This is a genomic window from Serratia sp. MMO-28 (assembly GCF_037199905.1).
GTDB lineage: Bacteria > Pseudomonadota > Gammaproteobacteria > Enterobacterales > Enterobacteriaceae > Chania > Chania oryzae.
The window spans coordinates 1-25,805 of record NZ_JBBCVB010000002.1; the positions used below are offsets into that span (position 1 = coordinate 1).

Sequence of the window (25,805 nt, forward strand, 5' to 3'; positions counted from 1 at the left end):
CCTGTACCGCCATACCTATATTGCGGAATACGACACCCCCGGCGGTGAGCCGATTGGGGCGGTGATTTCCAACTACGAGTTCGATGCCAGCCCGCAAGACGTGGCATTGCTGCGCAACCTCTCCAAAGTGGCCGCTGCCGCCCATATGCCGTTTATCGGTGCCGTTGGTCCGGCGTTCTTCCTCAAGAATTCCATGGAAGAAGTGGCAGCCATCAAAGATATTGGTAACTACTTCGATCGCGCCGAATACATCAAGTGGAAATCCTTCCGTGACACCGACGATGCGCGCTATATCGGCCTGACGATGCCGCGCGTGCTGGGCCGCCTGCCGTATGGCCCGGATACTGTGCCAGTACGCAGCTTCAACTATGTGGAAGAGGTTACCGGCCCGGACCACGATAAATACCTGTGGACCAATGCATCGTTCGCCTTTGCCGCCAACATGGTGAAAAGCTTTATCGACAATGGCTGGTGCGTACAGATCCGCGGCCCGCAGGCCGGTGGCGCAGTGACCGATCTGCCAATCCACCTGTACGATCTGGGCACCGGTAATCAGGTGAAGATCCCGTCTGAGGTGATGATCCCGGAAACGCGTGAGTTTGAATTCGCCAACCTCGGTTTCATTCCGCTGTCGTACTACAAAAACCGCGACTATGCCTGCTTCTTCTCTGCCAACTCGGCGCAGAAACCGGCGCTGTATGACACCGCAGATGCGACGGCCAACAGCCGCATCAACTCACGCCTGCCGTACATCTTCCTGCTGTCGCGTATTGCTCACCACCTGAAGCTTATTCAGCGCGAGAACATCGGCACCACCAAAGATCGCCGCCTGCTGGAGCTGGAGCTGAACACCTGGGTGCGCAGCCTGGTGACCGAGATGACCGATCCGGGTGATGACCTGCAGGCCTCTCACCCGTTGCGTGATGCGAAGGTGACGGTGGAAGACATTGAAGACAACCCGGGCTTCTTCCGCGTCAAGCTGTACGCGGTGCCACACTTCCAGGTTGAAGGGCTGGATGTGGGCCTGTCCCTGGTGTCGCAGATGCCGAAAGCGAAGGCCTGACAGTCACCTCTTTGTCCCGGTGTTGTCGCCCATTGAGCAGCAACGCCGTGGATGATGCACCGAGTCGTATGCAAGGAATGTTGATGAAGATTTACCGTCCGCTATGGAGTGAAGGGGCTTTTCTGGCCCCGCAACAGTTTCAGCAGCAGGCACAGTGGGAAGCGTTCAGTACCGATCGTGTGGCGCGTATTCCAGTGGTGCACCCTTGGGGCGTGCTGGTCTGCGAGTTTGATGAGCAGGCGCTGAACGTTGAGCGCCTCAACCTGGAACATCTGGTGGTTCGCCTGCCGGATGGCACCCTGATTGATAGCCAGGTTGCCGACACTTTGCCACCGGCCTGCTCGCTGGGCGCGCTGGCGGGGCGCGAGTCTGCCACCGTGGTGCTGGCCTTGCCATTATTGAGTGCCGGGGGCAGCAATGTGGATGCCACTGGGCACAGTGAACGCCCGCTGCGTTACCGGCAGGAGTGGGCCAACGTACAGGATATGTTGGGTGAGGCACGCACGGAAATGGCGGTGCTGCGTCATGCCCTGACCCTACGCTTTGACCATGAAGAGAACGGCGAATACCTGACGCTGCCGCTGGCACGGCTGGTGCGCGATAGCCAGGGGCAATGGCGTCTGGACAGCCAGTTTGTGCCACCGCTGCTGGCGTTTTCCGCCAGTCCGTTACTGATTGAACAACTGACACAACTGGCCTTGCAACTCGGTGCCAAGCGCCGTCGACTGATGGGCATGCGCCGTGAAAGCAATCAGCGTATGGCCGATTTTGCCGTGGCGGATGTGTCGCTGTTCTGGCTGCTCAATGCGCTCAACAGCCATGAGCCGGTGCTCAATGACCTGCTGGCCCACCCAGAACAACACCCGGAGCTGATCTACCGTGAACTGGCCCGCCTGGCGGGCAGCCTGATGACGTTTTCGCTGGAGCACGATATCGATGCCATTCCGGCCTACGATCATCGCGCGCCGGGTAACGTTTTTCTCCCGTTGTTTGCGCTGTTGAGCCTGCTGCTGGAAGCCAGCCTGCCGTCACGGGTGCTGACCATCGATCTCACCCGTGAAGGCGGGTTCTGGAAAGGGGCACTGCACGATGCCCGCCTGCGTGAAGAGGCTGACTTCTATCTGTCGGTGCGCTCTTCCGTGCCTGCCCATCAGTTGCAAACCCAGTTTCCGCTGTTGTGTAAAGCGGGCAGTCCGGACGAGGTGGCCGATATCGTCAACGTGGCGATCAGCGGTGTGCCTCTGGTGGCGTTGAGCCACGTACCGGCGGCTATTCCGCTGCGCCTTGAGAATCAGTACTTTGCCCTGACGCTCGATAACGATGCGGCCCGTGCCATGCTGGCGGCCGGGGCCTGCGCGTTTTACGTGCCGGGAACCTTGGGTGATGTGCAACTTGAACTGTTTGCGGTGCTGCGTTCATGACCACGATAGCAATAGATGGGGTGTTACATGACACCTGGCGTACGGTCTGCCAATTGCGTAACGGCTGGCAAGCCGAGGATGGCCGAGGGCTGTACCGCACTGCCTGTGCACAGGTGGATGAGGCCCGTGCCGCGCTGACTGCGGCGGGGCTCAGTGCTGCTGATATTGACCATATCCTGTATGCGCAATGCGCCTTGCTGGATGGTGCGGTGATGAGCCGTAAAGTACAGGACGCTGGTTACCGTGAATGGCTGAACTCACCGTTGCAAACCCGCTACTTCAATACGTTGGGGGCAGGCGAACTGCTGTGGGAGCGTATTCGCGGCGTTCTGCGTCAACCGGCACCGAACGTGGCAGTGTTGACCTGTTTTCATCGGGTACTGCTGCTGGGGTTCAGTGGCCAGTACCGGGATGAGGATGCGCCGGACAGAGAGGCTATTCTGGCGATGCTTGAGCGGCTGGTGCCACCGTTTACCTTGCCGCAGCCGACACCGATGGTGACCAAACCCCGTGGCCGCAGGTATCGGCACGGTGCCCGTTCCCTGTGGTGGCGTGCACTGCTGGCCGTTGTGGCGCTGGCAGGGTTGTGGTGGGGATTGCACCTGAGCCTGCAACAGTGGGTGCAGCAGATGCTGTCGTGAGGATGTTCTAATGACAACCGTTTCACGGTGCTTGCTGTGGTGCTGGGCGGGGTTGCTGGTATTGCTGTTGCTCTGGGTGTTCCTGCCGCTGGCAACGGCTTCCCGATGGGGATTGACCGCGGCGGTGTTGCTGACTGTCGCACTGGCTTGCGGGTGGATGATCCGCCGTGAACCGCCCCTGGCCACCTCTGCCCCGGCGATAAATTTGCCAACCAAGCTAACGGGAGCGCTGGTATTGGTGTGTGGCGATACCGCACGTTTGTTTGCCCGCGGGGAAACCTTTCGTGCCACGGTACAGGGCGCTTATCTGGCCACGCCGACGCCGGACAGCCTGCAACACACCGTGCAGTGGCTCGCCGCCCATCGTCCGGAGGTGTTACCGCATCTGTCACCGATGCTGAGTGTGGTGCCTGAACAGCATCAGGACGAAGCCGCCTTGCGCGGGCAACTGCACCATTGGCGCAGTGCCATCAGTCAGTGCCGAGCCTTGAGCTCTGATACACCGTTCTGGCTGTGTGGCTATTTTGCTGCGCCGGTAGCCGATGAAGGCTGGTTTGTTGATGCGGGTGAGGGGATGACGGACTGGCGTGGTCACGCCGCTGCCGCGCCTTTTGTCGAGGCGAGGCAGGCAGGTACAGAGCGCCTGGCCGCCGAAGGGCGACTGTCGCAGGCCCTGTGGCTGGACGACGCACTGCGCTGGTTGAATGCGGTGGTGGTGGATGAACTGACGACGGCGCAGACGGCACTGCCGCCTTTACGCCCGCAGTGGTTGGCGGTGAGGATGACCGCAATGCGCGATGGTGGCGATAACCTGTGGCAGCGCGTTTTGCAGCGTGGCACCACGCTCACGGCACCATTGTCGGCATTGCCCGCATTGGCACTGCCGTTTCCTGACCTCGTATTGCCGCTGTTGCCGAAGCGGGGCGGATTGACGCCAGCGCAACGCATCGGGTGGTGGGGCGGTGCTTCATTGGCGCTGTTTATTGCGGCGGCGTTGTTGGCAAGTTTTGTCAATAACCAGCGCCTGACAAGCCGTATTGGTCAGGATCTGGTGCAGTATCGCCTTTTGGACGGAACGCCACCAGAGCCTAAACTGCGGGCGCAACAGCGTTTGCGTGAGGATGAAAGACAACTGGCCCGCTATCAACGCCAAGGCGTTCCACTGTCGTTGGGGCTGGGGTTGTACTCGGGGGAACCGCTGTATGCGGCAGTACAGCGTGCTATCGGTGACTGGGCGCCCGTTGCATCCTTGCAGGCACCCTCGTCAGACGTGACGGCGGCTGCGTCGCAAAGCGTGCGGCTCGACAGCCTGTCGCTGTTTGATACCGGTCGATTTCAGCTTAAACCGAGCGCTATCCCGGTGTTGAGCAACGCGTTGGCGACCCTTCATGCCCAGCCAGGACGGCTGATTGTGGTGAGTGGTCATACCGACGCCATGGGTAACATACAAAGCAACCAGGCGCTGTCTCTCCATCGGGCCGAGGCGGTGCGTGACTGGATAATACAAAACAGCGCAGTGCCTGCAAGCTGTTTTGCCGTGCAGGGCTTTGGGGCGACTCAACCGGTGGCCAGCAATGAAACGGCTGCCGGGCGAGCGGCCAATCGCCGCGTTGAAATCACTCTGGTCCCGGCGGCTTCGGCCTGCCCGGAGCCAGGTTCGATAACCGGGTCACCGGAACACGTGACCTTATTACGTCAATAAAAGGAGCTTTACATGGCAATTCCAGTCTATCTGTGGCTGAAAGACGACGGTGGTGCAGACATCAAAGGGTCGGTGGATGTGCAAAGCCGCCAGGGCAGCATCGAAGTGGTGGCACAGGACCACAGCCTGTACATCCCGACCGACAACAACACCGGTAAACTGACGGGGACCCGTATTCATACGCCGTTCCTGTTTACCAAGGAAATCGATGCGGCCAGCCCGTACCTGTACAAGGCGGTAACCACCGGCCAGACCCTGAAAAAGGCCGAGTTCAAGTGGTACCGCATCGATGACGCCGGTCAGGAAGTGGAGTATTTCAACACCACGCTGGAGAACGTCAAAGTGGTGAAAGTAGCGCCGAAGATGCACGACATCAAGGACCCGGGTAAAGAGAAGCACAACCACCTGGAAGAGATTGAACTGCGTTACGAAAAAATCACCTGGACCTACAAAGACGGCAACATCATTCATTCCGATGCCTGGAACGAACGTACTACCGCTTAATCCGTCTGCTTGTTAATGCTGTTCCGTTAAGCAAAAAAAGCATTATGCGGTAGAGGCTAAATGTAATGCCCCCTCTCCCTGTGGGAGAGGGTCGGGGTGAGGGGATTTAGGTCGGTGATCGCCCCTCACTCTAATCCCAAGAGAGGGAACTGATTAATCCTGGCGGGTTACTTGTTGTGTTTTTGGCTGAGTAAAGGCAGCTAACACCCCTGCAATGTGAAAGACGACGGGGATATTCAGCCAAGCACATTCACAGGATATCCAATGACCTTATGGGCCTCGGTTAACGGTTATGGGCGGTAGCGTGCCTGCACGGCATCATGACGGGCAGGAAAAGAGAACAGGGAAGAGGGCATGAGCAATCATTCAGCACGTTTATTACATCGGTTAAATCCTTACTGCGCCCAGGCATTGGCGGCAGCGGCCACTTTGTGCCAGACACGCGGCCACGCGGAGATCACCGTGGAGCACTGGCTGCTCAAATTGTTGGAGCAGGGGGACGGCGATATCTCGATGATCGCCCGGCGCTATGACTGGGATCAGGACGCCCTGTGGCACGGGTTGCTGGCACACCTTGAACGTTTACCGCATCAGCTCCAGGGCAAACCGCAACTGTCGGCCCCGCTGGAGCAGTTGATACAGCAGGCCTGGCTGGAAGCCTCGGCCCAGGTCAATACGGACGCAGTGCGCTCGTTACATGTGCTGATGGCCCTGGCCGCAACCCCCTCTCTCGTCACCCAGACTGCCGCCTGGCCGTTGCTCAGCCTCAGTGCCACGCAACTGGCCCATCTGCTGCCGCTGCTGGATGCGCAATCGGACGAACGTCCGGCCAAACCCCCACGCCTGGAATGGCCGGTTGATGCGCCGGTGCAGGCCACGTCGTCCATCGCCGAACCGAATCAGGCTTTGCAGGCTGAACTGGATAAATTTACCCAGGATTTAACGGCCAAAGCGCGCAGCGGCCAGATTGATCCGGTGTTGGGCCGTGACAATGAAATCCGCCAGATGGTGGACATTCTCTCCCGCCGCCGCAAGAACAACCCGATCCTGGTCGGCGAACCCGGTGTGGGGAAGACCGCCCTGGTGGAAGGGCTGGCGCTGTGCCTGGTCGAGGGTGACGTCCCGGCCAGTTTGAACAACATCACGATACGCACCCTCGATTTAGGTCTGTTGCAGGCGGGAGCCGGCGTGCGCGGCGAGTTCGAACAACGGCTAAAGAACGTGATTGCGGCGGTGCAACAATCACCGACGCCGATACTGCTGTTTATCGACGAAGCCCACACCCTGATTGGTGCGGGCAATCAGGCGGGCGGTGCCGATGCGGCCAACCTGCTGAAACCGGCGCTGGCGCGCGGTGAACTGCGCACCATCGCGGCCACCACCTGGTCGGAGTACAAGCAGTATTTTGAGCGTGATGCGGCGCTGGAGCGGCGCTTCCAACTGGTTAAAGTGGAAGAGCCGGATGATGTAAACGCCTGCCGGATGCTGCGCGGCCTGAAGGCGCGCTATGCGGCCTACCACGGGGTGCATATTCGCGATTCGGCGGTAAAGGCGGCCGTGACGCTCTCGCGCCGTTATCTGACCGGCAGGCAGTTGCCGGACAAAGCCGTCGATCTGCTGGATACCGCCAGCGCCCGGGTGCGCATGGGGCTGGACAGTGAACCGCAGCAAATGGTGCATCTCAGAGCGGAACTGGCGGCGCTGACCCTCGAGCAACAGGCGATTGAGCGTGACAAGGTGCTGGACCCGGCGGTTGACCCGGCCCGCCTGGCGGACATCAGTGACCGGCTGCGGGCACTGCAGCAGCATGAGGTCCGGCTGGCGGTGCAATACGAGGCAGAGCGTGCGTTAACCGAACAACTGCTCACCGCACGCCAGGACGGCAGCCGCCGTGAGGAGTGTGACGCACTGCGGGCGCAGTTGCACGATATCCAGCGCTGCAACCCGCTGTTGTGGCTGGACGTGGATGCCCGGGCGGTGGCGACGGTGATTGCCGACTGGACCGGCGTGCCGCTGGGCAGCCTGCTGAAAGACGAACAGAGCGAATTATTGCAGCTCGAACGCCAATTGGCGAAACGGGTGATCGGGCAGGAGGCGGCGCTGGGTGAGCTGGCACAGCGGCTGCGTGCCGCCCGCGCCGGGCTGACGCCAGACAACGGCCCGCAGGGTGTGTTCCTGCTGGTCGGCCCGAGTGGCGTGGGCAAGACCGAAACCGCGCTGGCCCTGGCGGACACGCTGTTTGGCGGTGAGGCGTCGCTGATCACCATCAACCTGTCCGAATACCAGGAAGCGCATACCGTTAGCCAGCTCAAAGGTTCACCACCAGGCTATGTGGGTTACGGCCAGGGCGGCATCCTGACCGAAGCGGTGCGCCAGCGCCCGTACAGCGTGGTGCTGCTGGACGAGGTGGAAAAGGCCCACCGCGACGTGCTCAACCTGTTCTATCAGGTGTTTGACCGCGGTTTTATGCGTGACGGCGAAGGGCGGGAGATTGATTATCGCAACACCGTGATCGTGATGACCTCGAACCTTGGCAGCGATGCGTTGATGTCATACCTGAACCAGTACCCCGAGGCACCAGAGAGCGAATTACATGAACGGCTGCGCCCGCTGTTGCGTGACCATTTCCAGCCCGCGCTGCTGGCGCGTTTCCAGACCCTGATTTACCGCCCGCTGGGCGCGGTGGCGCTCAAACGCATCGTCGCCATCAAACTGGCGCAGCTGGCCCAACGGTTGCAGCAGCATTACGGCCTGCGTTGTGTGATGGAAGACAGCCTGACCGACGCCCTGGTTGCCGCCTGCCTGCAACCGGACAGCGGTGCACGCCATATCGACAGCCTGCTCAATCAACAGGTCTTGCCTGCACTGAGCAGCCAACTGCTGCAACGGCAGGCGGCAGCACAACCGGCTCACGGTCTCACGTTGGGTTACAACGACGTCGACGGTATCACCCTGATTTTCACGGACGAGGAACACCAAGATGAGCACGCTCACGACCACCATCAATAACGTCATGTCCGGCCTGAACCGTTACCGCCTGGCGGTACAGGGCTGCGATGCCCCGCTGGATGTGGAGTCCTTCACGGCGCGCGAGCAGTTCAGCGCGACCTACCGCTATCAAATTCGCTTCACCAGCCGCAACCAGGATATCTCGCTGCAGCAGATGCTGCGCCGGGGTACCACCTTCCAGATGCAGACGCTGGGCGACACCGTGTTCGGGGTGGTGACTCCGCCAACGGTGCAAAAAGTGGTGCACGGCGTGGTGACGGATTTTCGCCGTCTGTCCGGCTCGCTGGACGAGGCGCTGTACCAAATCACTCTCGAACCCTTCTTTGCGCTGCTGGACAACCAAACCCGCAGCTACCGCTTTTTCCTCAATCAGTCGATCCCGGAAATCGTTGAGCAAATCCTGCGCGAGCACAACCTGAAGGGCTGGGAGTTCGAGTTCCAGCTGAAAAGCAGCTACCCACGCCGCGCGCAGGTGAACCAAGTCAACGAGAGCGACAAAGCCTTTATCGAACGGTTGCTGGCGGAGGTGGGGATTTTTTACACCTTCGCACTGCACCCGGATACCCAGACCGAGATATTGCGCTTTGGCGATCGGCAGAGCTTTTACCAGTTCGGCAAAACCCTGCCGCTGCGCAACCCGTCGGGGATGAACGACAACGCTGCCGACAGCGTCTGGGGCCTGAGCGTGCGCCATAAGGTGGTAGAGCAGTCGGTATTGGTGAAGGATTATAACTACCGCGAGGCGCACAACCCGCTGCTGTCGGCCCCGGCGGACATGACCCGCGGCGAGGGCGAAAAGGTCACCTACGGCGAGGTCTACCATTATCAGCCACGCCACCTGAGCCAGGGTGACAAAATCACCCCGGATCCCGAGACTGCCAACTTCTGGGCGCGGCTGGATCATGAACGGATGTTGACGGCGCAGACCCGCCTGCGCGGGTACAGCACCGACGTGACGCTGGCCCCCGGCCAGGTGCTGACCCTGAGCGCGACCAGCCCACTGCCGGACGCCTTCCGCGAAGAGATGGTGATCACCGCGGTGCGTTTCAGTGCCAGCCGCTCAAACGCCTTGCAGGTGATTTTCACCGCCATTCCGTACAGCGAAACCCTCTGTTATCGTCCACCGCTGAAGCCGCGCCCGGTGGTGACCGGCACGCTGATGGCGCGGGTCACCAGCCCGATTGACAACGACCTGTACGCGCACCTGGATAAAGACGGCCTGTACTGGGTAAGATTCGATTCCGATCGGGACGAGAAACGCCAGGGTTACGAAAGCATGCCGGTACGGCTGGCCAAACCCTACGGGGGCGATACCTACGGGATCCACTTCCCGTTGATCCAGGGCGCAGAGGTGGCGATTGCGTTCCATGAAGGGGACCCGGACAGGCCGTATATTGCGCATGCGATGCACGACTCGCGCCATCCGGACCACGTGACCGAACGTAACAACACGCGTAACGTGATCCGCACACCGGCGAACAACAAACTGCGGATGGAAGACCGGCGCGGTGAGGAGCACGTCAAGCTCAGCACGGACCACAGCGGTAAATCCCAGCTGAATCTGGGGCATATTGTTGACGCCGGTCGCAACCTGCGAGGTAAAGGAGCAGAACTGCGCACCGATGCGCATCTGGCGATCCGCGGCGGTGACGGGGTGTTTATCAGCGCGGATAGGCAGCAAGAGGCCGAAGGGCCGGTGCTGGAGATGGCAGCTATGCAGGCATTGCTATCTCAAGCGCTCAGCCGGATGGAGTCACTTTCTCAATCGGCACAGCTAGCAAAAGCTCAGGTCTTACATTACGAGCAGCAACAGAAATTAATGGAAGAAAAACTGCTTGAACTTAAACAAGCAGTGTTACTTGCCAGTGCTCCAGAAGGGGTTGCAGTCGCGAGCGGTGGCCATCTTCAAATGGCTGCGAGTGACAATATCTATATGACGTCGGGTCAAAGCACCGAGTTGGGTTCGATGCAAAATATCTCTCTAGCTGCGGCTAAAAAAATATCCCTCTTTACAGAAAGTGAGGGCGTCGAGACTATTGCAGCAAAAGGCGATCTTATTTCTCAGGCACAGTCAGGGAATATTGATACTGTTGCAAAGCATAATATTTCACTAACCAGTACTTCTGAGAATATCACTCTTACAGCAGCAAAAACGCTGACGCTGAACTGTGCTGGTGGGGCTTACATTCGACTTTCTGGTGGCAATATTGAATTAGGTTGCCCTGGTGATATCACGATGAAGCAAAGCAAACTGTTATACAGCGGACCAGCATCTTTAGAGTCGACATTACCAGAATTGCCAAGCAGTGGCCCTCATGCAATCAAGTTTATGTTATTAGATGCATTGGGTAATGTGGCACCGGCAGCCATGAAGGTCAAATTATTTGACAGCGATAATAAAGAAAACCTCTGGTCATCTAGATTTGATGATGGTGAAACGGGTGTTTTTGAACTGGAGGATAATAAGCGTTTTCATGCGATTATTGGTGATGATGCTTGGACCAGTCTCTTTACTGATGATGACGAGGTGTCTGATGAAGAAACTGATGAGGAATCGTTTGATGATGAACATGGCCCGCAATATGATGACGAGTTCAATACTTTGGAGGAGGAATAATTATGGAGCAATATACTGTTCAAGCGGGCGACAGTTTATGGAAGATCAGCCGTCGTTTTGGTATTGATATTAACGATCTTACCAGAGTTAACGGGCTCAACACCAAAGCAAAACAACATATTATTCATCCTGAACAGGTGTTAGTGATACCTTCAAAGGAAAAAACGTATGATACACAGCTTAATTTAAATATTTGCGACCTCAGGTGGCGGCCACTCAAAGATGCTAGGCTCAAACTGACTTTTGATGGTAAAACCCACGATTATATTACTGACGGCAGTGGCTCCGTGGCAGGGATCTTGATAGAAGACAGTACCAAAGGTATCAAGGTCGAGTTGCAGCACCTGGATAGAAAACAGTATATAGTTATTGCCAATCATCCTAAAGCACCATTAGGTAATAAAACCCTGAGAATAAACTCAAGAGAGATGGTGGTTAAGGGAAATACCCTAGTGAAAACAGGTACTCAACAATCCACTAAACAGCAGGAAAAAGAGAAAGCTAAAAGAAATAGTAGTCCTTCAACTACATCTACTGCTCCCCCAAGAGCAGCGGCAAATATACCTCAAGCGAGTCAGACACAACCGATCAATCAGACTACCCGCACTGAAGGGGGAATACCCACCAGTGTCAGTAATATCGGTAATGTTAGTGGAGGATTGCGTTTGCCTCCACAGGCGGAACAATACCGCGATTATATTATTGAAGCTGCGAGGAAATATGATTTCCAGCCAGAAGGTCTGGCAGCATTGATTAATGCTGAGTCCAGTTGGCGATCGAATGCAAGAAACAGTACCGGTTCTGGCGCGGTCGGTCTGGGGCAATTTAAGAAGTCGGCTTGGCTAGAGGGGAGTGGCAACCCAGCGTCCAAAGTTTATCAGCGCTTGAACACCCAATATCCAGATCGACAAATAGCGTATGAAAATAGAAATATTTACTACATTGACAGTAATGAGCGGAAGGAACTAATTACAAACCAAGTGTTAGCGTTGCGTACTAACGCTGAATACAGCATTGATATGGTTGGTTTATATGATAGGAAAGGAGTTGATGCGATTGGCAATATATTCCCAGCAGCGGCATCGTTAACCCCCGATGAATTGGTAAAGTTGGCTTATCTAGTTCACCACGAAGGTGTTAGAGGAGCTTATGACATTATTATGGATGGACAGGGGACAAGATATGACCCATTTGACGATGCTGTTCTTGGTGACAGAGCTGCAACAAATATAGCGGCTCGTGACCTTCCGAGATATCAGTCTATAGATAGTAATGATAGGACTACCTATGTAGCATGGTTAGCTGAGTTTATTGATACTTGCGTCGTGGCTGAGCACTTCAGAGTTTTACCCAAAGGGGAAAATCCTTTAACTAAGGGAATCATTAAGAAGCTTAACCCAGCCTTTAATCGTAATATTGATGTTCCACCACGCACTGTACAACCTGCCAACAGAGGCGCTACACAAAATAATACGGCTTCAGCTGGTTCCGGTACCGATAACCGTTCAAGTACCAGTCAGAGCTCTGGTAACAATTCAACTACCAGTACTAATGCCGCATCAGCAGGACAATGGCATAACCCGTTGGCAATCTGCCGCATTCGCACCCATCGTTTGGCTCGAGGTGCCTTTGGTGCTAGTTTTGGACGTAATCGTAGGACCGATAGTAACGGACATCCCAAAAATCACCAAGGAGTTGATATTGCCGCAGACAGTGAGACACCGATCTATGCGGTTGCTGATGGCAGAGTAGCATTTATAAAAGATGTACGTGAAGGTGGGAAATATGGTAAACAATTATGTATTGTTGTTCAGGTAGATGATTTACCATCATCGAAAAAAACGCATTATTATTCATTGACAGGAGAGTTTCATCCGAGGGAAATTTATTTTTTTTATGCCCATTTGTCAGCCGTAAGTGCTAACTTATCTCGCCATAGTGCGGTTAAAAGTGGAGATGTTATTGGTAAAACAGGCACTACAGGTAATGCTGGTGGTATGACAACCATTGCTCTCGGAGGACATCTACATTTTGAAGTCAGAGCCAAGAATCCACCAGGAGCGGGGTTAGCTGACCGCATTGACCCTGCTGGTTTTATTGATGGGTTTAATTATCCTTAAGGAATTTATTTATGAATAAGACAAGTTGGTTTTTTATTGCGTTTTTTTTGTTATTGATGACAAGAGCGGATTACACATTGGCAGTTGCCTCAGTCAATAATGATGCTGATCAAATGCAACAAGCTTTTGATCAGGATCAGCATGATGACTTTATTGTTTATAAAAACAAGCAGAATAGCTTGCCTGATAGTAAAAGGGAGAAAAGGATATTCAAAAATCAATATTGGCTGGTGAATAAAAAAGAGGATTTGTGGCTGGGTTTGTTTCTAGGAAAGCTGGTGGAGAAACCAGCGGAATTAGAAAACCATCCAATTGGAGAGAAATTGCCACGTCAGCAAGTTATCAGGATAAAACGAAGTAATCATATATCTCAATTTTTGCTGTCAGATGAGTACGATATTAAATCACCTCCACGCTGTACATCGAGAGAAAATTATATTTTAAAGGACTCTAAAGATTATTTACTTTTCTTTTCCGGTTGTATATTCAACACTTTTCAGCCTAAATCATCACGTCATGAAGGTAAAATTGATATTTTACTTTATGATAAAACCTATGATAACGTGATGGTGATTGATAATTTCCCTTACTCTGTACTTGATGGTGGTTTACTACCGCTTGATTATGGTCAATCTATTAATAAGTTAAATGGGTACTATATCAATACGAGTTCAGAATATAAAACAGCATTTAAGGTTATAGGAGAGGAACAAGTGATTTCAGTCGATCCTGAAACTGGGAATAAGGAAGACTTAGATGTGGCTCCTCCAACTTTACTAAAAAAATTACCCAAGGTTACTATTAATAAATAATTGAGCTGTTTGTATCTGTCGAGTTGCAGTAATTATAATGCGCTGCAACTTGAAATATACATGTTAGTGATCAAATCGTTATTTACCACAGCATTTCTCTCTTCCTGTAATTCGGGGTTTTATTTTTTCTTATGGGCATTAAAATATGAAAAAAACCATTTGTGTCGGAGATAAAACATCTCATGGTGGTGTGGTATTAACCGGCTCAGCTCAAGTCTCCATTGATGGCAGAGCGGTGGCTCGCAGATCAGATAGAGTTTCTTGTCCAAAGCATGGTATAAATAGCATTATTGAAGGTGACGAAAATCATTGCGATAATGGACTTCCTGTTGCATTAGAGGGACATCATTGTGCTTGTGGCGCGACGCTTATCTCCTCCGGTTCGCGCGTATTCAAGGAATAAGGACATGCCAGTAAACATTCTCGATATACCCCCTGAGGTAAAAATAACGACTAAAACACCGTCCTTACGGCTATGGGGTTGTATCCTACTATTGATAACCATAGTTTATGCATGCATTTTTTTGGGCTTCTTTTCACAATATCTGTCCAAGAACCCTTATGTTTTTTGGTCGGAATTATTGTTAATCCCCTTGTTACTTTGGGGGGGCATTTTTTCTTTCAGGTTATTGCTGTGGAATGGCAGTAATCTGGAGGGCGCATACTGGAATAGAACACGTACTGATTATTATCAGGCGTTGTTGCAAAAAGGAAGGGTTCACCTTGACGTTATTGATATAAAAGTTAAACTTCCTGACGTTGATGGGAACATAGTTGATGTAATGAATCATTCTCTCTTACCAGTAAGATATACACCTAAGTTCACACATATGTCACGTTATCTTGCTTTTTCTTCCTTTGTGAAAAATATTAATGATAAAGAGCAGTATGAAGAAAGGATGCAGTCTCTTTTTAATAAAGTAATGCCTGAGTTGCTAGAGGATATCTATACACACATCACTCTGTTGCCGCAAGGGGTAGCGTTAACGATTATATCTGTATTTCCTGATAGCCTGAAGATACAGTTGGAAAAGCTGTGGGATGAGCGCTTTAATACTGCCTTCCCATTTTCAAGTATTTCGTTTAGGGAGGGTATGTCCGAGTCATTAGATTCATGGTTGGATGATATCCAAAGTGAATATTTTATTCTCATTGCTGTTCGTTTACATGGTGATAATCTAATCAATGACAGTGTTGATAACCAATCTGAGTCGATTTCTTTGTTGTTCGGAAAAAAGAGCGAGGGGGTTGAAATTGAAAGTTCACCTTTTGACTCTCTCTACAGACCAGAAATTGGGTGGGATGGAATAGATAAGTCACTTATTTGGGGTGATGTATCTTCTAATAATCAGTTGTCAGGTGTTTTGTATTCTGGTTTGAGTGAAAAAGAAAAAAACGATATTGTACTAAAGACATCTGAGCTCATGTCCGAGGCGGCATTGATGTCATTTAACTATATTGATACTGCAGATTACCTATGTTTATGTGATCCGGTAACCGAAATTTTACAGGTTAAGTATGTGAAAGAATTTCTTGAGCCAGGATGTTACTTGTTTGTAAATAAAAGTCATGATTCATTAGTGTCCTATTTTTTCACTTTAGCTGCCAATAATAAGGGTGGGCTATGAAATGAAAAAATTTATCATTAAATTTTCTGCTGTTTTTTTTATTATTATCTTTACAGCTTTCCTGTTTTTGCTTTTTTATTTTTGGGGGGGAGACTTTGGATGGACCTCTCCGAAAGACAAGTTGCTGGTTGGCTGCGCCATTTTTTCACTTTCTTTTTTTCTTTCTTTGGCGCTTGCTAGCCGACGTTCATTAATTGCGGTAGGTTCTAGACTGCGATTCTTTCGTAAAATAGATGATGATCAAAAAAATGTGGTTGATCAAAAAGCATTACTAAAGCATCAGGTTGCTAATAGAGCCAGGGTCAGTGAGTTACGACAAGCACTCCGCGCCCGCTACGGCTTCTTCTGGCGCCGCAAGGTGCGCATCCTGATGCTGATGGGGGAACCCATGCAGGTCGATGCCATCGCCCCTAAGCTGGTCAGCCAGCAGTGGTTGGAAGGGGAAGGCACGGTCTTGCTGTGGGGCGGAGCCGCAGCGGGGGAACCCGACCGTGCAACCCTCAAATCCCTGCGTGCCTTGCGCCGCCGCCCGCTAGATGGCCTGGTGTGGGTCACCGATGGCTACAGTCCACCGCCGGTAGGGAGTGCCGGGGCGTCAGCGCCGCTCACCAGTGTGCTGGACGGCGACGCGCTGGACAACATTGCGCGCTCTTTGGTGAAGCGCTACGAACTGCTGGGTTGGCAGGTGCCGTTGTACGTCTGGTCACTGCAGCACAGCGGCTGGGATCAGAGCGCACGCGTGACTCAACCGGTGGGCTGTCTGCTGCCTCCACGCTGTCAGCCGGAAGAGTTGGCGGCGAGTCTTGCCTCGTTGCCACCACAGTTGATTGAACAGGGCACCCAACAGGTGCTGAAAGACCCGCGTCATGACTTCCTGCTGCGGTTGGCAGACACGCTGCTGCAAGGCGGGATTGAGCGGCTGCAAACCGGGTTGGCGGTCTTTATGAACCCTTACCGGCCGTTGCCGGTGGCCGGGGTGATGTTCAGCCTGCCGCTGAGCGGCAGTGGGCGCACGGCACCGCACAGTTGGGGGGCCGATAATAGCTGGCAGTCGGTGCTCGAGTCGGTTAAGCAACTGCCTGCCGCGTTGTTGCCTAAACGCGTGGGTTTTGCCTGGCTGAAAACCGTGCGCTGGTGCCTGGCTGTGCTGATGCTGGCCTGGGGCGCGGGCATGGTAGTGTCCTATATGACCAACCGTACCCTGATTAGCGAAAGTGCCGAACAGGCTCGTTTGGCCAGCGACGTGAAAGCCCCGTTGGCCGAACGGTTGCGGAACCAACAAGCCCTGCAACAGACGGTGGCGATGCTGCAATACCGCGAGGCCCGTGGTGCGCCGTGGTATGCCCGTCTTGGGCTGAACCAGAATGCGGTGCTGCTGCAATCGTTGTGGCCGTGGTATGAACGCAACAACAACCTGTTGATTCGTGATGCAGTGGCCGAGGTGCTGCATGGCAAACTGATGGGGCTGATTGCCCTGCAACCCGATAGCCCGCAGCGTGCGCAGCAGGCGAAAGTGGCCTACGAACAGCTCAAGGCCTATCTGATGATGGCGCGGCCAGACAAGGCGGACCCGGCACTGTTGAGCAAAATCCTGCAAGCGCATTGGCCAACACGTGAAGGGGTGCCGCAAGGGTTGTGGCAAGCCGTGGCACCGTCGCTGCTGGGGTTCTATGCCCAGAATCTGCCCGCACATCCTGAGTGGAAAATCACCGCCGATGATAACTTGGTGCGTGATGTCCGCCAGATACTGCTCAAGCAATTGGGGGTGCGCAATGCCGAAGCCACGCTGTATCAGAAAATGTTGCAGCAGGTGGCAAAAACCCGGGGTGATATCAATCTGGCCCAGATGGTGGGCGACACGGACGCTGAACTGCTGTTCTCCACCGAGATGGTGGTGCCCGGCGTCTTCAGCCGCAAGGCGTGGGAGAACGATGTCTCGGTGGCAATCGACAAGGTGGTGAATCAGCGCCGGGAAGAGATTGACTGGGTGTTGAGCGACAGCCAGCACACCCCGTCTTCTGACCTCTCGCCAGAGGCGTTAAAGGCACGTTTGACCGAGCGTTATTTCACCGACTTTGCCGGTAGCTGGCTGGAGTTTCTCAACAGTATTGAGTGGAAACCCGCCAGCAGCCTGTCGGACTCCATTGATCAGTTGACGTTGATGGCCGATGTGCGCCAGTCGCCGCTGATTGCCCTGATGAATACCCTGGCTTATGAGGGTAAAACCGGCCAGACCGGCGTGGCGCTGTCTGATTCGTTAGTCAAATCAGCCAAGACGCTGTTAAACGGTCAGGAACAGCCGGCGATAGAGCAGGATAATGGTGTTAAAAGCCCGATGGACAGCACCTTTGGGCCATTGCTGGCGCTGATGGATGGCAAGGCGGGCGGGCAGGGCAATACCAACCTCAGCCTGCAAACCTTCCTTACCCGGGTGACGCGTGTGCGCCTTAAGCTACAGCAGGTGACCAACGCCACCGATCCACAGGGCATGACCCAGTCGCTGGCACAGACGGTGTTCCAGGGCAAATCCATCGATCTGACCGATACCCGCGACTATGGCAGCCTGGTAGCCGCCAGCCTGGGGCAGGAGTGGAGCAGCTTTGCCCAGGCGCTGTTTGTCCAGCCGATGGATCAGTCGTGGCAGCAGGTGCTGATGCCGACCGCCGAGAGCCTGAACAGCCAATGGAAAGGGGCGATTGTGGATGATTGGAACAGCGCGTTTGGGGGCCGTTATCCGTTCAAGAACGTCGCCAGCGATGCGTCGCTGCCGCTGTTGTCACAATACCTGCGGGCAGACAGCGGGCGCATTCAGCGCTTCCTGGAAAGCCGTTTGGCAGGGGTATTGCATAAAGAAGGCAGCCGCTGGGTGCCGGACAGCATCAACGCCCAAGGGCTGAGCTTTAATCCGGCGTTCCTTGAGGCGGTCAACACCCTGAGCCACCTGGCGGATGTGGTATTCACCGATGGGGAAGCGGGGATGCACTTTGAACTGCGGCCAGAAACCGCGGGAGAAGTGATGCAGACCGACCTGATCATCGACGATCAAAAACTGTCTTACTTCAACCAGATGCCGAACTGGAAACGCTTCAATTGGCCAGCAGACACCTCCGCACCGGGCGCGACGCTAAGCTGGGTGAGCACCAAGGCTGGAACTCGACTGTATGCCGACCTGCCGGGGGCCTGGGGGCTGATACGGTTACTGGATTTGGCCAAGGTTGCACCGAACCCCGGCGTGCGCAGCAGCTTCAGCCTGCGTTGGACCGCGCAGGATGGCCTGCCGCTCAACTACACCTTGCGCACCGAACTGGACGAAGGCCCGCTGGCATTGCTGAAACTCAAAGGCTTTGTGTTACCGGAGCAGATATTCCTGACTCGACCATCGGCCGAGGCGGAGCAATGAGTTTTTGGTCAGCAAGGCAACTGGCGCAGCAAGGCATCGCTGATTGGTTCGCGAGTCTGTTTGTTTCTTCTCTTACGTCAAACGAGTACCCGACATGGAAGATTTAACCCTACGCTATTTCGAAGCCGAAATGCGCTATTTAAAAGAGGCGGCCCGCGAGTTTGCCGATGCGCACCCAGATCGTGCCGCCCAACTCAGCCTGGATCGGGTGGGGGATATCGATCCCTACGTAGAGCGCCTGTTTGAAGGGTTTGCCTTCTCGATGGGGCGGCTGCGTGAAAAGCTGGATGATGACCTGCCAGAGTTTACCGAAGGATTGGTCAGCCTGTTGTGGCCGCACTATCTGCGCACCATCCCGTCGCTGTCGGTGGTTGAACTGGCCCCAGACGTCAGCCAGATGAAGATGCAGGAAAAGGTGCCGCAGGGGTTTGAGGTGCTCTCCCAGCCGGTGGGCCCGAAAAATACCGTCTGCCGCTATCGCACTACGCAAGAGATGCGCCTGAACCCGATTGCGCTTGAAACGGCGCAGATGGCCACCGAACTGGATGGCCGTTCGGTGCTGCGGCTGCGTTTTCGCGTCAGCGAACTGGTGGATGTGGGGCAGATGGATCTGAGCCGCCTGAGCCTGTATCTCAATGCTGATGCACCGGTCAGTGCCGCGTTGCACCTGGCTCTGACCAAACAGCAGGCCGCACTCTACCTGCGGGTGCCGGGGGCGGCAGATCGCCAGCCGTTGAACGGGTATTTTTCCCCCGGCGGCTTTGCTGATGAGGATCGCCTGTGGCCGAAAGGCGACAGCGCCTTCAGCGGTTACCAACTGTTGCTGGAGTATTTCACCTTCCGCGAAAAGTTCATGTTTGTGCATCTGCACGGGCTGGAGAACATGGTGTTGCCGCCGCGCGCCAGCTGGTTTGAGCTGGAGGTGGTGTTAGGGACGTTGTGGAACCACGAACTGCCGGTGTCGGCCAGTAACCTGCGTCTGCACTGTGTGCCGGTGATTAACCTGTTTACCATCGAAGCCGATCCGTTGATTATCAGCGGACTGGAGAGCGAATATCTGCTGCGCCCACGCCGCTTGCAGGATGGTTACACCGAGATTTATTCGGTGGACGGGGTCAGTGGATTACAGCGCCTTGAAGAAACCCAGTATGTGCCCTTCACCAGCTTCCGCCATCGTGGGGGCATGCTGCGGCACACCGCCCCCGAGCGTTATTACCACACGCGGGTGAAACGTGGGCCGTCCGGGCTGCATGACACCTGGCTGATTTTAGGCGGTCACTCTTGGGAAGAGGACAGGCTGTTTGAGCGTGAAACTGTCTCGTTGCAAATTACCGGCACCAACGGCCAATTGCCGCGCAAGGCGCTGCGCAGCACGCTGATCAACCGTTGCGAGCAGTCGCTGCAAATCCCGCTGCGCGTGCAGAACCTGTGTCCGCCGACGTTGCCATGCTATCCGCCAGCCGAAGACCGCTTTCACTGGCGAGTGATGAGCCACCTGGGGTCGAACTTCCTCAGCATGATGGCCAGTGCCGAAGTGCTGCGCGGTACGCTTGCGTTGTATGACTGGCTGGATAACGAGATGACCCGCCGCAAGCTGGAAGCGATTGTGGAGGTGAAACAGCATCTGATACAGCGCTTTGAACAGGGCTTTTTACTGCGTGGTACGGATATTGAGGTGACGCTCAACAGCGACGGCTTCAGCGGTGAAGGGGATATCAATCTGTTTGGCGAAATGCTTAACCGCTTCTTTGCCCTGTACGCCGATATTCACCTGTTTAATCAGTTGACCCTTATTCTTCAGCCCAGTGGAAAATGCTTACGATGGAACGAAAATCACAGCCAGCGCATCCCCGGCTGATAGCGCAACTGGCGCCTCATATCTCTAAAATCAATTTCTATCGCTTCTGTCAGTTGGTCGAGCAGGCGACGCCCGGTTCGCCGGGCCTGGGCCGCAATCATCATCTGCTGCATGAGGCGGTGCGTTTTCGGCCCAATCCGGGGATGGGGTTCCCGGTCAGCGAACTGAAGGCGCTGGAAACCGACAGCGAACACCCGGAGCGGCCGCCTACGGTGCGTACTACCTTTCTCGGGCTCTACGGCGTGGAATCGCCGTTACCGACGCGCTATATCGATGATATTGCTCAGCAGCGTGAAGGAACCGAGGCGGTTACCGACTTTCTGGACATCTTCAACCACCGCCTGACCACTCAGTTTTACCGCATCTGGCGTAAATACTCCTACCCGGCCACCTTTCAGCCGGGGGGAACGGATGAGACCTCGCAGTATCTGCTGGGGCTGGTGGGCCTGGGTATTCCAGGCACGGAAAAGCAGATTGGTGCCCCAGCGTCGCGCTTTCTGGCGCTGCTCGGCACGCTGCGTTTGCCGACCCGTACCGCCGAAGGCATTATGACGCTGGTCAGCCTGTTGGCCCCGCGCACCCAGGCCAAAGTGACGCCGCACGACAAGTTGACGATTAACCTGGCCAGCCCAGTGACGCTCAGCAGCCAGCACCCGGTCAGCCTGCAACGGCGCCCGGTATTGGGCAGCCAGAGCGTGGACGTCAACAGCCAGGTGTTGCTGACGTTGACCACCGAAGATCCGCAGGAAGCGCAAGGCTGGTTACCGGGGGGGCAACTGCACAGCGACCTGCTTACTCTGCTGCACGTGTATCTGGGCGCGCGTTGCCATGCCCGGCTGCAACTGACGTTACCGCGGCACCTGTTGCCCGTCGCGCAGTTGCGCAGTTCCCCTGAGGCGGGCACGGTGCAACTGGGGCGCACTGCCGTGCTGCCCGGCATTCCGCTGGCGGCTTCCGCGCGCACCCCGCAGACGGTGACCGTCAGCCTGGGCCGTTATCAAGGTTTAACCGCTAATCCACAACATCGAGAGGCTGCCAATGGCAATTACTCGTTTTAAACTTTTCCTGCCGCTGATTGCCCTGAGCGGCATGTTGGCAGGATGTGGCCTGACACAGTCCGTGACCGATGGCACGGTGTCAGCCACCAAAGCGATTTTCTACAAGCAGGTCAACACGTTATACCTGGATTTTACGGCACGCAGCGCCAGTAATAACAACCCGAACGGTGTGCCGCTTTCTACCGTGGTGCGTGTCTATCAGCTCAAAGACCGCAAGGCGTTTGATACGGCGGATTACCGTGCGTTGTCGGCCGCCGACAGTCAGGAAATCAAGGCCGACCTGTTGGCTACGCGTGACATACGCCTGCCACCGGAAGGGGCTTACTCGCTGGAGATGCCAATGGAAAAAGAGGCACAGTATGTGGCGGTAGTGGCGTTGTTCCTGGCCCCGGAGATTGAACAGAACACCTGGCGTGTGGTGATGAAGCGTGATGAGCTTGACCCGGATAAACCGCGCAAGATTGAGCTGAATAATAACCGCCTGGTGTTGCAACCGGTTAAAAAGGACTGACGTATGCCTCATCCCAAAACCCCCTCGCTGTATGAGATATTGACGCAGAACTTTAGCGGTGGATTGCCATTGCAGCAGGTTAACGAGGATGACCAACGCATTTTGTCGGTGCTGGATAATTTGCAACGCATCCTCAACAGCCGGGCGGGCCAATTGGCCCACCTGCCGGATTATGGGTTGCCGGACATGAGTGAAATCCTGCAAGGGATGCCCGGTTCGGCCCATAGCCTGATGGCGACCTTGCAGCACGTGCTGATGAAATATGAGCCGCGTATTGCGGGTGTCAGTATTGCGCTGCTGCCGCAGAGGATGCCAGGGGAACTGGAGTATGCGCTGGAAGCCGAACTGAAAGGGGTAGGGCGGGTGTCATTCGGCACCACCTTTACGCCAGAAGGTAAAATCCTGGTCCGCCATCTGAAACAGCAGAACTATGTCTGAACGTCCTCTCAGTACTTTAATATGGCACACTGATAAACTGCGGGGAAAGCTGCTATGACTTCACTTCCAGTCTGGTTTTCGTCGCACTTTCGCCTCGATAAACACTATAGCAATTACCGAACCACATGAACTTACGACAGGGTTTGATATGGGTAACAGCGGGTTGAGTTCGGAGGATAGCGGTTAGAGGAATCAACGGGATACACAACGCAAAACGGACGCCCGTGGGCGTCCGTTTATAAATGAGTGGTGCCCGGACTCGGAATCGAACCAAGGACACGGTACCACTTTCGATAACTTGCTGATAGTTAATCAGTTGTATGGTCGCTTCAAGAACGGAATGTACCACTGTTTTGTACTATCAGCAACAGATAGAATCAACGTTGCTACTTTTCTGTCTGAATCCATTTTTGTATCTCCTGGTATGCAGTCCGGGATTTATCTAGAGACCTCTCGTTTATAGCAGTGCTTGCTTTACTATAAATGTCGCTTTTTGATGATATAACTTTTTGTATGTCTTCATACTCCTTATAAATATCAGTCTTTTTGAAGTCCTCATCATACTCTGGTGTATTTGGGGAAAATACTGATAGGTTGCACTTTTCAATATCACCCTGTCTATTTATATACTCTATAGTTTCTTGTAGGATGTATGCCCTAATTGAATATCTTCCTTTCTTTTCAATATTGAATGGATAACCGGTTAATAAGAAGCAAGAACTCCTTGCGGTCTCATTGTTAAACATAACTCCCTGATAACCATCTTTAGTCTTATCCGTAATGTAGAACTCTCTTTTTTGTGGGAAGAAATTTTTGATTGCAGACAGTTTTTTGTCATCCTCACTAATAGCGTAGTCCAATCGCTTTAAAGAAAATTTAATCATATTGTTATAGTAATCAGTAAACTTACTTTGGAAGGTATCAGATGGCTTCCTGTTTTTTGAATATGATTGGTAGAGTTCTATAGCCTTGCCTTCTTCAAAGTTATCTAATAGATCTTGTGAGCAGAATAATACTGTGCTTTCATCTTCTTTTATTAACTCATTGATTTTATTGCGGCATTTAACTCTTATTGACTTGATTCTATCTTGGTCATTCTTTATTGATATCAGATTTTCTATTCGCTTGGATAACTCTCCTTTCTTAATTTCAAGCTTTTCAAAATAGTCAGGGGATGACTCATAATATTTATCATGATAATGTTTCATGAAATCCGATATTCTATTTATTGTTACTTTGCATCCATCGACTACACAATTATCGATGGTGTCTTCTGGGTCATCCATGAACTGATTGTATAATTCAATGAATTCATTCCTTTTTTTCATTTTTGACGTTGGTGTTGATTGTGCCATAGGATCAGCAGGAATACCTTGTATGATTTTGTTTAGGTAGTCAATGCGACTATTATAACTATCTAATAACTCCTTGGCATTACGTATTTCATTCCTTTGTTTTATCCATTCCCTTTGATTCTGTTTGATTTCATCGCCTTTGAGCTTGAGGGCATTTTTATAAACCTTGTCGAGATCACTATCCGCTTTTTGAGTTGCCGGAGTGGAGCAAATAAGTCTTTCTATGTCATAAGCGGCTCTGGAGCAATCAAAACTCGCTGCATTTATATTAAAGCTTAGGAGAAGTAGTAAAGCTAAATGTGTCCTTGATAGCATATTAATTTCCTCATGGATGGCAATGGTCGCCAACCTCAGTATTTGTTAATCTCTGCGTTTTTATATCTAACAATACGGTAAATACTTGTTATCCCGATACCAAGCTGGCGGGATATTTGTGGTTTAGTTAATCCTTGCTCCAATAATTGAATAACCTCCTGTGATTTCTCCTGTGCTGTTGCCTTTCGGCCCTTGTATTTCCCCTTGAGTTTGGCTAATGCAATACCTTCAGCCTGCCGTTCCAGCATTAATTCACGTTCGAACGTCGCTATGGCACCAATCATGGTGAGCATGAGCTTGCCGGTTGCGGTTCCTGTGTCTATCCCAATATTCAGGATTTGCAGGGTTACATCTTTTTGCTGCAAGTATTCCGATATTTCCAGAAGATGGCGGGTATTACGAGCTAAGCGGTCTAATTTGGTGACTTGAACCGTGTCGCCTTCACGAACGAACTCCAGCAATGCCTGAAGTTCTGAGCGGCAATCCTTGGCCCCGCTGATCTTTTCCTGAAAAATCTTGTCACAGTCCTTGAGTGCTACCAGTTGAGCATCAAGGCTTTGCCCGGTAGTTGATACACGGGCATATCCAACAATGGCCATATGTTTTCCTTACCCCTACCAATAGGGCGTGCTAGGCTGCAGAAGCCTGCCGAAATACTTAATCGACCCTGTGGCAGGGGTAAGATAGGCATTCGACCGTGGTTGTTCTGGCAGTCGTTTAGGGCACGCTTGATGGTAGGGGGCAATCTGGTGAGAATACCGCTGGTGGCGGTCGATGAAGTGGCTTAATAATCCGCCTGTGGTGAGTAACGAGCTACCATTGCCTGCACTATGACGGTGGCAAAAGCGGTTAGAGCCGCCAGCAGTGCTTCGAGGATGATACCCCAGATCATAGCCAGCCTCTCTCAGCGAACGATACAGACGAGTTCCCGCCGATGACGAGGTGGTCTAGCACTTGGATGTCGAGCAGCTCCAGAGCCTTTACAGAGCGTTCTGTGACGTTCCTGTCTGCCAGTGATGGTTCAGGAACGCCTGAGGGGTGGTTGTGGCTCAGAATGACCTTTGCAGCGTTATGCTTCAGGGCCGCTTTGGCTATCTCTCGGGGGTACACACTGGTTTCGTTGATGGTGCCGTGGAACAGTTCTTCGTAGCTGATAACCTGCAACTGGCTATCAAGAAACACAGCGGCGAATGTCTCTTGTTCTCGTAATGCCAGCTTTAGAGATAGATACTCACGGACAGCTTGCAGAGTTGATAGTTTTTCAGGACGATAGAGCCTGTTAGCTACAATTTCCTGTGCTTTTTGGATAATTTTCTCTTCTTTGAGTCTGATTGAATCGTACATTGCAATGCT

General features: G+C 53.5%; 19 protein-coding genes. 16 read left to right on the forward strand and 3 right to left on the reverse strand.

Translation table 11 applies throughout. The features are described from left to right. From tssC to tssE, 16 genes are all read left to right on the forward strand, one after another. On the forward strand, positions 1–1,063 hold a 1,063-nt coding region (tssC, locus tag WG891_RS01680), incomplete at its 5' end, for a type VI secretion system contractile sheath large subunit (RefSeq protein ID WP_337265052.1). Between the two features lie 83 nt (positions 1,064–1,146). Then, positions 1,147–2,484, forward strand: a complete 1,338-nt coding sequence (tssK, locus tag WG891_RS01685) for a type VI secretion system baseplate subunit TssK (RefSeq protein WP_337265053.1) — start codon at positions 1,147–1,149, stop codon at positions 2,482–2,484. Then, on the forward strand, positions 2,481–3,125 hold the full coding sequence (tssL, locus tag WG891_RS01690) for a type VI secretion system protein TssL, short form (protein WP_337265054.1): 645 nt from the start codon (positions 2,481–2,483) through the stop codon (positions 3,123–3,125). Before tssK ends, tssL begins: the two co-directional genes overlap by 4 nt. Positions 3,126–3,135: 10 nt before the next feature. Further along, a complete protein-coding gene (locus tag WG891_RS01695) occupies positions 3,136–4,827 on the forward strand; it encodes an OmpA family protein (protein ID WP_337265055.1) in 1,692 nt (563 codons plus the stop codon). Positions 4,828–4,839: 12 nt separating this feature from the next. Beyond that, positions 4,840–5,331 carry an Hcp family type VI secretion system effector gene (locus WG891_RS01700; RefSeq protein WP_337265056.1) on the forward strand — a complete coding sequence of 164 codons (492 nt, stop codon included), beginning with the start codon at positions 4,840–4,842 and terminating at the stop codon, positions 5,329–5,331. Positions 5,332–5,685: 354 nt separating this feature from the next. Further along, on the forward strand, positions 5,686–8,340 hold the full coding sequence (gene tssH, locus WG891_RS01705; protein ID WP_337274573.1) for a type VI secretion system ATPase TssH: 2,655 nt from the start codon (positions 5,686–5,688) through the stop codon (positions 8,338–8,340). Next, complete coding sequence (locus WG891_RS01710; protein ID WP_337261587.1) at positions 8,312–10,957, forward strand: type VI secretion system Vgr family protein; 2,646 nt, start codon at positions 8,312–8,314, stop codon at positions 10,955–10,957. Before tssH ends, WG891_RS01710 begins: the two co-directional genes overlap by 29 nt. Before the next feature lie 2 nt (positions 10,958–10,959). Beyond that, positions 10,960–13,077 carry a LysM peptidoglycan-binding domain-containing M23 family metallopeptidase gene (locus WG891_RS01715; protein ID WP_337261586.1) on the forward strand — a complete coding sequence of 706 codons (2,118 nt, stop codon included), beginning with the start codon at positions 10,960–10,962 and terminating at the stop codon, positions 13,075–13,077. A gap of 11 nt (positions 13,078–13,088) precedes the next feature. After that, on the forward strand, positions 13,089–13,889 hold the full coding sequence (locus tag WG891_RS01720; RefSeq protein ID WP_337261585.1) for a hypothetical protein: 801 nt from the start codon (positions 13,089–13,091) through the stop codon (positions 13,887–13,889). A 145-nt stretch (positions 13,890–14,034) separates the two neighbouring features. Next, positions 14,035–14,292, forward strand: a complete 258-nt coding sequence (locus WG891_RS01725; RefSeq protein ID WP_337261584.1) for a PAAR domain-containing protein — start codon at positions 14,035–14,037, stop codon at positions 14,290–14,292. Positions 14,293–14,296: 4 nt separating this feature from the next. Further along, complete coding sequence (locus WG891_RS01730; protein ID WP_337261583.1) at positions 14,297–15,517, forward strand: hypothetical protein; 1,221 nt, start codon at positions 14,297–14,299, stop codon at positions 15,515–15,517. A gap of 1 nt (position 15,518) precedes the next feature. Then, entirely contained in the window at positions 15,519–18,917 is a 3,399-nt protein-coding gene (locus WG891_RS01735) for an ImcF-related family protein (RefSeq protein WP_443006012.1), read from the forward strand. Positions 18,918–19,011: 94 nt separating this feature from the next. Continuing rightward, entirely contained in the window at positions 19,012–20,775 is a 1,764-nt protein-coding gene (tssF, locus tag WG891_RS01740) for a type VI secretion system baseplate subunit TssF (RefSeq protein WP_337261581.1), read from the forward strand. Next, positions 20,739–21,833 carry a type VI secretion system baseplate subunit TssG gene (gene tssG / locus WG891_RS01745; protein WP_337261580.1) on the forward strand — a complete coding sequence of 365 codons (1,095 nt, stop codon included), beginning with the start codon at positions 20,739–20,741 and terminating at the stop codon, positions 21,831–21,833. The genes tssF and tssG overlap by 37 nt, the downstream gene beginning before the upstream one ends. Beyond that, positions 21,814–22,344 (forward strand): type VI secretion system lipoprotein TssJ, encoded by a 531-nt coding sequence (tssJ, locus tag WG891_RS01750; RefSeq protein WP_337261579.1) that lies wholly within the window; start codon positions 21,814–21,816, stop codon positions 22,342–22,344. Before tssG ends, tssJ begins: the two co-directional genes overlap by 20 nt. Before the next feature lie 3 nt (positions 22,345–22,347). Beyond that, entirely contained in the window at positions 22,348–22,782 is a 435-nt protein-coding gene (gene tssE / locus WG891_RS01755) for a type VI secretion system baseplate subunit TssE (RefSeq protein ID WP_076941466.1), read from the forward strand. A gap of 386 nt (positions 22,783–23,168) precedes the next feature. Here the strand turns inward: tssE and WG891_RS01760 are convergent, their stop codons facing one another. The 3 genes from WG891_RS01760 to radC form a co-directional block, all read right to left on the reverse strand. Beyond that, positions 23,169–24,452, reverse strand: coding sequence for a lysozyme inhibitor LprI family protein (locus WG891_RS01760; RefSeq protein ID WP_337261578.1), 1,284 nt, complete (start codon positions 24,450–24,452; stop codon positions 23,169–23,171). A 35-nt stretch (positions 24,453–24,487) separates the two neighbouring features. Then, positions 24,488–25,051: a recombinase family protein gene (locus tag WG891_RS01765; protein ID WP_337261577.1), complete on the reverse strand. Its 564-nt coding sequence runs from the start codon at positions 25,049–25,051 to the stop codon at positions 24,488–24,490. Between the two features lie 289 nt (positions 25,052–25,340). Beyond that, on the reverse strand, positions 25,341–25,796 hold the full coding sequence (radC, locus tag WG891_RS01770; protein ID WP_337261576.1) for a RadC family protein: 456 nt from the start codon (positions 25,794–25,796) through the stop codon (positions 25,341–25,343). Between the last annotated feature and the right edge of the window lie 9 nt (positions 25,797–25,805).

Bases quoted from the DNA above. Each gene is read 5' to 3' on its own strand.
- WG891_RS01725 (WP_337261584.1), top strand. From the start codon at position 14,035: ATGAAAAAAACCATTTGTGTCGGAGATAAAACATCTCATGGTGGTGTG.
- WG891_RS01710 (WP_337261587.1), top strand. From the start codon at position 8,312: ATGAGCACGCTCACGACCACCATCAATAACGTCATGTCCGGCCTGAAC.
- WG891_RS01730 (WP_337261583.1), top strand. From the start codon at position 14,297: ATGCCAGTAAACATTCTCGATATACCCCCTGAGGTAAAAATAACGACT.
- tssJ (WP_337261579.1), top strand. From the start codon at position 21,814: ATGGCAATTACTCGTTTTAAACTTTTCCTGCCGCTGATTGCCCTGAGC.
- WG891_RS01720 (WP_337261585.1), top strand. From the start codon at position 13,089: ATGAATAAGACAAGTTGGTTTTTTATTGCGTTTTTTTTGTTATTGATG.
- tssL (WP_337265054.1), top strand. From the start codon at position 2,481: ATGACCACGATAGCAATAGATGGGGTGTTACATGACACCTGGCGTACG.
- tssF (WP_337261581.1), top strand. From the start codon at position 19,012: ATGGAAGATTTAACCCTACGCTATTTCGAAGCCGAAATGCGCTATTTA.
- radC (WP_337261576.1), bottom strand. From the start codon at position 25,796: ATGTACGATTCAATCAGACTCAAAGAAGAGAAAATTATCCAAAAAGCA.
- WG891_RS01765 (WP_337261577.1), bottom strand. From the start codon at position 25,051: ATGGCCATTGTTGGATATGCCCGTGTATCAACTACCGGGCAAAGCCTT.
- WG891_RS01715 (WP_337261586.1), top strand. From the start codon at position 10,960: ATGGAGCAATATACTGTTCAAGCGGGCGACAGTTTATGGAAGATCAGC.
- tssE (WP_076941466.1), top strand. From the start codon at position 22,348: ATGCCTCATCCCAAAACCCCCTCGCTGTATGAGATATTGACGCAGAAC.
- tssG (WP_337261580.1), top strand. From the start codon at position 20,739: ATGGAACGAAAATCACAGCCAGCGCATCCCCGGCTGATAGCGCAACTG.
- WG891_RS01735 (WP_443006012.1), top strand. From the start codon at position 15,519: ATGAAAAAATTTATCATTAAATTTTCTGCTGTTTTTTTTATTATTATC.
- tssH (WP_337274573.1), top strand. From the start codon at position 5,686: ATGAGCAATCATTCAGCACGTTTATTACATCGGTTAAATCCTTACTGC.
- WG891_RS01700 (WP_337265056.1), top strand. From the start codon at position 4,840: ATGGCAATTCCAGTCTATCTGTGGCTGAAAGACGACGGTGGTGCAGAC.
- WG891_RS01760 (WP_337261578.1), bottom strand. From the start codon at position 24,452: ATGCTATCAAGGACACATTTAGCTTTACTACTTCTCCTAAGCTTTAAT.
- WG891_RS01695 (WP_337265055.1), top strand. From the start codon at position 3,136: ATGACAACCGTTTCACGGTGCTTGCTGTGGTGCTGGGCGGGGTTGCTG.
- tssK (WP_337265053.1), top strand. From the start codon at position 1,147: ATGAAGATTTACCGTCCGCTATGGAGTGAAGGGGCTTTTCTGGCCCCG.